The sequence below is a fragment of the Microcoleus sp. T3_A4 genome (assembly GCF_036700465.1).
Classification (GTDB): Bacteria; Cyanobacteriota; Cyanobacteriia; order Cyanobacteriales; family Microcoleaceae; genus Microcoleus.
The window spans coordinates 39,631-47,376 of the sequence record NZ_JAUBOY010000052.1; the positions used below are offsets into that span (position 1 = coordinate 39,631).

At 47.7% G+C, this 7,746-nt stretch carries 9 protein-coding genes; all 9 read left to right on the forward strand.

Translation table 11 applies throughout. From position 1 onward, the window contains the following. Nucleotides 1-273: 273 nt before the first annotated feature. The 9 genes from QUA07_RS24570 to QUA07_RS24610 all read left to right on the forward strand — a co-directional run bounded on the left by QUA07_RS24570 (nt 274) and on the right by QUA07_RS24610 (nt 7,685). Nucleotides 274-453: a hypothetical protein gene (locus QUA07_RS24570; protein ID WP_333330345.1), complete on the forward strand. Its 180-nt coding sequence runs from the start codon at nt 274-276 to the stop codon at nt 451-453. A gap of 207 nt (nt 454-660) precedes the next feature. After that, the gene (locus tag QUA07_RS24575) at nt 661-1,623 is read left to right on the forward strand and encodes a hypothetical protein (RefSeq protein WP_333330348.1); all 963 of its coding nucleotides are present in this window, start codon (nt 661-663) and stop codon (nt 1,621-1,623) included. Nucleotides 1,624-1,846: 223 nt separating this feature from the next. Continuing rightward, nucleotides 1,847-2,149, forward strand: a complete 303-nt coding sequence (locus tag QUA07_RS24580) for a UPF0175 family protein (protein WP_333330351.1) — start codon at nt 1,847-1,849, stop codon at nt 2,147-2,149. After that, nucleotides 2,142-2,486 (forward strand): type II toxin-antitoxin system RelE/ParE family toxin, encoded by a 345-nt coding sequence (locus tag QUA07_RS24585; RefSeq protein WP_333330354.1) that lies wholly within the window; start codon nt 2,142-2,144, stop codon nt 2,484-2,486. Before QUA07_RS24580 ends, QUA07_RS24585 begins: the two co-directional genes overlap by 8 nt. A gap of 32 nt (nt 2,487-2,518) precedes the next feature. Next, entirely contained in the window at nt 2,519-2,827 is a 309-nt protein-coding gene (locus QUA07_RS24590) for a UPF0175 family protein (protein WP_333330357.1), read from the forward strand. 223 nt (nt 2,828-3,050) lie between these two features. Then, nucleotides 3,051-5,000 (forward strand): long-chain fatty acid--CoA ligase, encoded by a 1,950-nt coding sequence (locus tag QUA07_RS24595; RefSeq protein ID WP_333330360.1) that lies wholly within the window; start codon nt 3,051-3,053, stop codon nt 4,998-5,000. A 151-nt stretch (nt 5,001-5,151) separates the two neighbouring features. Further along, nucleotides 5,152-5,592 (forward strand): YlqD family protein, encoded by a 441-nt coding sequence (locus tag QUA07_RS24600; RefSeq protein ID WP_242722909.1) that lies wholly within the window; start codon nt 5,152-5,154, stop codon nt 5,590-5,592. A gap of 180 nt (nt 5,593-5,772) precedes the next feature. Then, a complete protein-coding gene (locus QUA07_RS24605) occupies nt 5,773-7,068 on the forward strand; it encodes a dihydrolipoamide acetyltransferase family protein (RefSeq protein ID WP_333330363.1) in 1,296 nt (431 codons plus the stop codon). Nucleotides 7,069-7,247: 179 nt separating this feature from the next. Continuing rightward, nucleotides 7,248-7,685: a hypothetical protein gene (locus QUA07_RS24610; protein WP_333330366.1), complete on the forward strand. Its 438-nt coding sequence runs from the start codon at nt 7,248-7,250 to the stop codon at nt 7,683-7,685. Nucleotides 7,686-7,746 lie beyond the last annotated feature (61 nt).

Here is a 7,746-nt window from a genome sequence, read left to right on the forward strand (position 1 = left end):
GTAGCAGCAATTCAAGCAATGAATTCACCATCTAATCTCGGTATGTAACGAATTAAAGTAAAGTGGAAAATTCTGCTGTTGATAACGGCTTTCCATTTGGGGGTGACTTCTGTGAGGGCCCAAACCCATCACTATCGATACCCATCACTATCCGTCTAGACCCCGATTAAAAGTATCGGTTTTTCTGCTTAACGAATTTTGTGCGATCGCACTCAGTGTATTTGTTCTCCAAAAGCATGGAATAGTGTAGAATCCAACAACCAACTACTGCAAATGTCAGGGTCTAATCCGCCAACATCTTCTGTGCGGCTGTCCCTGGAACAAGTTCTCAAACATTTTTTTGGCTATGACTCTTTGATCCCGCGGCAGCAGGAAATTGTCGAAGCTGCTTTACAAAAACGGGATATGATTGTCATGCTGACGGGCAGTGGCAATTCTTTGTATTTTCAATAGTAGAGACTATTGATGGGAGGAAGGCTACTCTTCGGCACATCTTAGCCGTATCATCTGTTGTTTAGTTCACCCTACTTCATGCCCCTTCACCTGAGTTCGGCTCAATCAAGGCAACTGCTAGTAATTGACCAGCCTGCAGGTTACTCATTGCGACTTCCCAAATGCCTTTTGCACAATAGCTGTAAAAGTTAGGAACAGGCAGAAACAATGAAAGCTACTGGTAAGGTGTATACAATTGATTTGGCTGGAAATCAGTATCAAAGCCCTCGCTACTTGCAAAGTCGGGCCAGGATTAACTCCCTCATCGACCATTATATGTCATTGGAAGTTTTGAGCGATCGACTTTCCGATCTGCCCCAGCAATTTTCCGCCCCGCATCCCCGCCCTTGGGAGCCCATAGATTGGCAAGGAATCAATCGCAACCAAATTATTGGTGTCAAGCCAGAAATATTTTTACAAATTTTGGCAAGTGCGGCAGAAATTGAAGCTCCCATCCGCAGCTACGGTAGAGAAAGTTGGTGCTACTTACAGCATATTTACCCGCAAATGGCGCGGTTTATGGGAGGAATTTTTGATAACAACGGCAACATCTTAGAGATAGGTGTCTGGGAAAAAGAAGAACGCCAACATTGCCCGACATTTAGGAAAATTTACCAGCAACTTACAGCCGAAAAACTCCAAGTTAAACCGAACTCTGTGAATGGCTGTCAATCCACAGGTGACGCTTGGCAAGATACCTATAAACACGTGATTAGTCGCCTGAGTACCGAGTGGGGAGCTACTTCTGTTTATTTATGGTTAATGGTACACTCAACAGGAGCGTTGCAACAGGCAATTTCCCAGCCTTTACAGGATGAGATCAATCATTTGGCTAAGTTTTGGGGTTTCAGCCGCTGGGCATTCTCCCAGAGTTACTTCAATCAACTAAAAGGCTCTACCAAAAACCTGATTGCTTTGCTGAAACACCATCAGATTGAACGCACGCACGGCAATGATGTGTTTAATACTTCACTCAGTCTCAAACAGCTTTCTTTGGTGTTGGAATTGACTTTTACATTCACGCGAGTGATGGTGCGGCTGCGGCGCTGGAACCGCGAACTCAGTCGCAGTTATCTCAGACATTTGTTTGGTACTGCACCGATGGTTGATGCACCGCGCAAGGTCGCTTAAATCTGAGATATTGCACGAGTTTCATGAACAGGCTTTTCGGCCTGTTCCACTCATAGTTCAATTTTATTGTGGGGGTAAGGTTTGCCCTAAGCACCCAGCTATGTTAAAGTGCGGACATATCTACTGGTTTTAATCTTGAAGAATAGAGCGTATGAATCAAAGTTTAATGAATATGTAAACATCGCACTTCAGAGACAATTGAAATTAAAAGGTACTATAAATCATGCAAATTACGATCGACCTTCCCGACAATCTCCCCCTGACTGAAGCCGATGTGAGGATAGAATTGGCGATCGTACTTTATCAGCAACACAGCCTCAGTCTCGATCGAGCCGCTCAACTCGCTGTAATGTCTGTGGACGACTTCTACCAACTATTAATCAGCCGCCATATTGTCACCCCGCCCGCAGATCCCGATGACGAACCAGCGGAACTCGTCCTCGCCAGCCTCCGTAACTCCCTCCAGCAAATTAAAGAAGGCAAATTGCATCCTATTTCCGAACTGTGGGATGGCATTGATGAGTGACGACACACCCCAAATCCAGATTGTCTTTTCCGATGAGTTCAAAACACGACTTCGCACCTTAATTAAACGCTACCGCAGTATCCGCACCGACCTAAAACCACTACTTGATGAGCTACAGTCTGGCAACTTAATTGGCGACCAAATCCCCGGCACTGGCTACACCGTATTCAAAGTCCGCCTCAAAAACAGCGACATCCAAAAGGGTAAAAGTGGGGGCTACCGAGTTATCTATCAACTCAGGGGCGATACCTACATCTTACTTGTCGTTATCTACTCCAAGTCAGACCAAGAGGACATCCCAGCTAATCAAATTCGAGACATTATCGATCGCACTTAAAAGCCAATAAAAACCTAAAACTACCATAAATCATGCAAATTACGATCGCCCTTCCCGACTATCTGCCCCTGACTGAAGCCGATGTGAGGATAGAATTGGCGATCGTACTTTATCAGCAACACAGCCTCAGTCTCGATCGAGCCGCTCAACTCGCTGTAATTTCTGTGGACGACTTCTACCAACTATTAATCAGCCGCCATATCGTCACCCCGCCCGCAGATCCCGATGACGAACCAGCGGAACTCGTCCTCGCCAGCCTCCCTAACTGCCTCCCGGAAATTAAAGAAGGTAAATTGCATCCCATTTCCGAACTGTGGGAGGGGGTTATTGATCGGGTTTGAAAAAGCACCCAATTCATAATAATGCTACGATGGCACTTAAAGCAATTACTATCAACCTTGATAAATTCATGTATTTCTGTGCAACTATAAATTTCATCATCTTGTATCTCTAATTGTCCGAATAGATAATGGCAGGTTGGCAAACTGTCACGAGACTGCCAGATAGTTCTAAAATAGCTCTCATATTAAACTTGTAGCCAATAACTTTATCTGCACAAACCCTATGAACAGCACAGCATCTTACGTATCATCTCAAATCACCGATCGCGAACGCGCTAACCTCAGCCGCCTGATCGATTACAGTTCCATTCAATCGATACCCGAAATTTGGGCGATCGTCAAACAACAATTCGGTCAAACCGTCGCCCTCCACGACCCCCACAGCCAGCCCGAAATCAAACTCACCTACACCGACCTCTACCAGCAAATCCAGCAATTCGCCGCCGGCCTCCAAGCCCTAGGCATCGAACCAAATCCAGGAGAACCCATCCCTCCCCGCGTCGCCCTCTTCGCCGACAACAGCCCCCGCTGGCTGATAGCCGACCAAGGTATCATGATGGCCGGGGCCGCCAACGCCGTTCGAGGCGCCACCGCCGACCCCGAAGAACTCTTGTACATCATCCAAGACAGCGGCAGCACCGCCTTGGTAGTCGAAAACCTGGCATTACTGAAAAAACTGCAACACCGCCTCCCCGATTTACCCATTCAACTCATCGTCCTCCTCTCCGACGAAGAACCGGAAACCAGCCAAACCCTAAGCACAGTCAAATTTTCCCAAGTCATGACCACAGGGGCAAACCGTCCCCTCAAACCCACCAACCACAAGCCTCAAACCCTCGCCACCCTCCTCTACACCAGCGGCACCACCGGCAAACCCAAAGGCGTCATGCTGACTCACGGGAACCTGCTGCACCAACTCACCACCTTGGGCACAATTCTCCAGCCCGAAGCCGGCGAATCTGCCCTCAGCATTCTGCCGAGTTGGCACGCCTACGAACGCAGCGTCGAATACTTCCTGCTTTCCCAAGCATGCACGCAAATTTACACCAATATTCGCTATTTCAAACAAGACTTTAAAACTTACAAACCCCATTACATGGTAAGCGTTCCGCGCATCTGGGAATCGATTTACGAGGCCGTACAAAAGCAATTTCGGGAACAGCCACCTAACAAACAAAAATTGGTAAATTTCCTGTTATCTGCCAGCCAGCAATATATCGAGGCTCGCCGCATTTTTCAAGGATTAACTCTCAATTTAAAACCTGCTTCTGCTACTGAAAAACTAATCGCCCGCACCAAAAGCATTCTGTTGTCGCCCGTACACGCCCTCGCCGAAAAACTGGTTTACCAAAAAGTCAGGCAAGCTACAGGGGGACGCTTAAAATGGGCGATTAGCGGTGGCGGTTCTTTGGCCGCGCATATAGACAATTTCTTTGAAATAGCGAATATCGGTTTATTAGTGGGATATGGTTTAACCGAAACTTCGCCGGTTTTAACTGTGCGCCGCCCTTGGCACAATCTTAAAGGTTCCGCGGGACAGCCTCTAGCCCATACGGAAATTAAAATAGTAGACCCAGAAACCAGACAGCAACTGCCAACAGGCCAGCGCGGCTTAGTATTGGCGCGCGGGCCACAAATTATGCAGGGCTACTATCTTAATCCCCAAGCGACTGCCAAGGCGATCGACCCCGAAGGCTGGTTCGATACCGGCGATTTGGGCTGGCTGACACCGGGGAACGACTTAATCTTGACCGGGCGGGCCAAAGATACGATCGTCCTCACCAACGGCGAAAACATCGAACCTCAGCCCATAGAAGACGCCTGCGTCCGCAGCCCCTACATCGACCAAATTATGCTAGTAGGTCAAGACCAGAAATCCGTCGGCGCCTTAATTGTCCCCAATCCAGAAGCCGTGCAGAAATGGGCAGAAACTCAGAATCCCCCCTTACACGAAATTGACTGGAATAGCAAGACAATTCAAGATTTATTCCGTAAAGAATTGAACCGAGAGGTGCAAAATCGCCCTGGATACCGCGCGGACGATCGCATCGGCCCGTTCAGGTTGATTCAGGAGCCATTTTCGATCGAAAATGGAATGTTGACCCAGACCCTGAAAATTAAGCGCCCGGTTGTGACGCAACACTACCGCGATATGATTGACGGGATGTTTTGAAATATTCGCAGGACTTGGGGAATGGAAAAGAAAAATTTATCCCAACACCCGAGTCCTGAGTCCGAGTCCTCAGTCCTGGGCCATTAGTTCATATTTACCAACTAATGGCCCAAGACTAATGCCTAATTCCTAATTGACAAGCAACAACTTTATGGAACCACAATTACTCTTGAAGCGATCGATTAACGTTAAAGTCGTCGTTACTCCCCGCTGGAAAGAAGAAGCTCAACAGCAACTCCAAGCCCAAATCAACCAAATAGACTCTCAGCTACAACAGTTAGAAATGCAAGGGCAGCGGATGGTTTCAGAAATCAAACAGCAAAATCTACAGCCCCCAGGCCCGCAAGTACAGCAGCAAATAGAAAACATTCAAGTGCAGGTGAATCAAAGAAAAAGCGAACTGCTAGAACAGAAAAACCAAAACCTGCAACAGCTTCAGCAAGTGCAGGTGCTAGACCTCGAACAAGAAGTGAGTCAAGGTCAAATTGACGGCACGTTCACTGTCGGACTCGGAGAAAACTTGATTCAAAAAATGCAAGTAGAAATTCTCCTCCGCGACGGCATAGTCGAAGAAATTCGAGGTGATATTTAGAAATTGGTAAGTGGTAATTGGCGATCGGTAATTGGCAATTGATTTTGAGTCAACAGTCACACATCAAGACTTCGATAGACTGGCATAATAATAAATATTGCCGGTGGCCGGTCGCCAATTATCAATTGCCAAATACCGATTACCTATTACCTATTACCAACACACAAGGACTTTTTACAGATGATTCGCGAAGTTTTCATGCCAGCCCTGAGTTCGACAATGACAGAGGGCAAAATTGTTTCCTGGGTCAAATCCGCCGGAGACAAAGTAGAAAAAGGCGAAACGGTGGTAGTCGTTGAATCCGACAAAGCCGACATGGACGTGGAGTCTTTCTACGAAGGCTATTTAGCAATAATTATCGTACCTGCGGGCGAAGTTGCTCCGGTGGGGGCGGCAATAGCCCTCGTAGCAGAAACGGAAGCCGAAATCGCCACAGCTCAGCAGCAAGGAGCCGCCGCCCCAACCGCAGCCGCCGCCCCGGCTCCCAGCCCCGCTCCTGTGAGCGCAGCTACATCGTCAGCAGGTTTGCAGCAAAATGTCAGCCGCCAAAACGGCCGCAGCGTCGTTTCTCCCCGCGCTCGCAAGTTAGCCAAAGAGTTTAAAGTAGATTTGAATTCTATCAAAGGCAGCGGGCCCAACGGTCGCATTGTCGCAGAGGATGTGGAAGCAGCAGCCGGCAAAGCCCAACCCGCTCCGGTTCAGCAAGCGGTAACAGTCCCCGCAGCACCCGCACCGGCACCCGCAGCACCCGCCCCCGCAGCAGCCAAACCCGCCGCTGCACCAGTCCCGGCGATCGCACTTTCGGGCCAAAAAGTACCGATGAACGCGCTGCAAAATGCGGTAGTGCGGAATATGGAAGCAAGTTTGAGCGTGCCGTCTTTCCGCGTGGGTTACACAATTACTACTGATAATCTCGACAAACTCTACAAACAAATTAAGTCCAAGGGCGTCACGATGACGGCTATGCTGGCGAAGGCTGTAGCAGTAACTTTACAGAAACATCCTCTGCTGAATGCTTCTTATGTGGAGTCGGGAATTCAATACCGCGCTGATATTAATGTGGCGGTAGCGGTGGCGATGGATGGCGGTGGTTTGATTACGCCGGTGTTGCAAAATGCCGATCGCCTCGATATTTATTCGCTCTCGCGCACTTGGAAGGATTTAGTCGATCGCGCCCGCACCAAGCAGTTGAAGCCTGATGAGTACAGCACGGGAACTTTTACCCTTTCCAATTTGGGAATGTTTGGTGTAGACAAGTTTGACGCGATTTTGCCGCCGAATCAAGGCTCGATTTTGGCGATCGGTTCTTCGCGGCCACAAGTAGTGGCTAATGAAGATGGTTTGATGGGAGTGAAGCGCCAAATGCAGGTGAATATTACTTGCGATCACCGGATTATTTACGGTGCTGATGCGGCGTCTTTCTTGCAAGATTTAGCGAAATTGATTGAGACAAATCCTCAATCTTTGACGCTTTAGCGATCGTCTAAATTCCCCTTTTACTCTTATTGGCAGGAAAGGGGGATTTAGACTTAGCTTTTAATGAGATGTCTAATTTCGGAATGATTTAACCGCAGAGACCGCAGAGGACACAGAGGAAGAGAAGAGAGAGATGAATAATTCCGATACCAACGGATTTGATATTACTGGTTAATACAATGAAAGTGCAAGTTTTGTGTGTTCAACCTGCGATTGGCCATAATACTCACGAGGTTTTGGTGTCAGTTGGTACGGATACACACAAATTTATTTTTACAACAGAAGTCAATCAAGTTGGAACACATTTAGTTCAGACTACTCGCGGCGATTCCCTACGGGATAGCTGCGCTTCACGCACTTTTTCAGAGGTGTTCCGATTAAATCAGCGAGTAGCGATGAATGTGACAAATCTCGTGGTTAAATGCTACAATCATGAAACTATAAATCTTCCCGCAGATGTTGGCATTTTGGTCACTCCAGAAACAGCTTTATCAAAGCAAAAGCAATTTGAAAATAGCGGTTTAGCAGACACTGACTCGCAGCAATCAAAAGCAGTCGATCGAGAAACCCGTCAAAGGGCGATCGCGATTGTTGAGAAGTTATATCATGTCCGGTAGTATAACCATAATTAAGGCGCAACTTGGGGCCACCAATGGAAATTTGTCAAACCTCGAACTA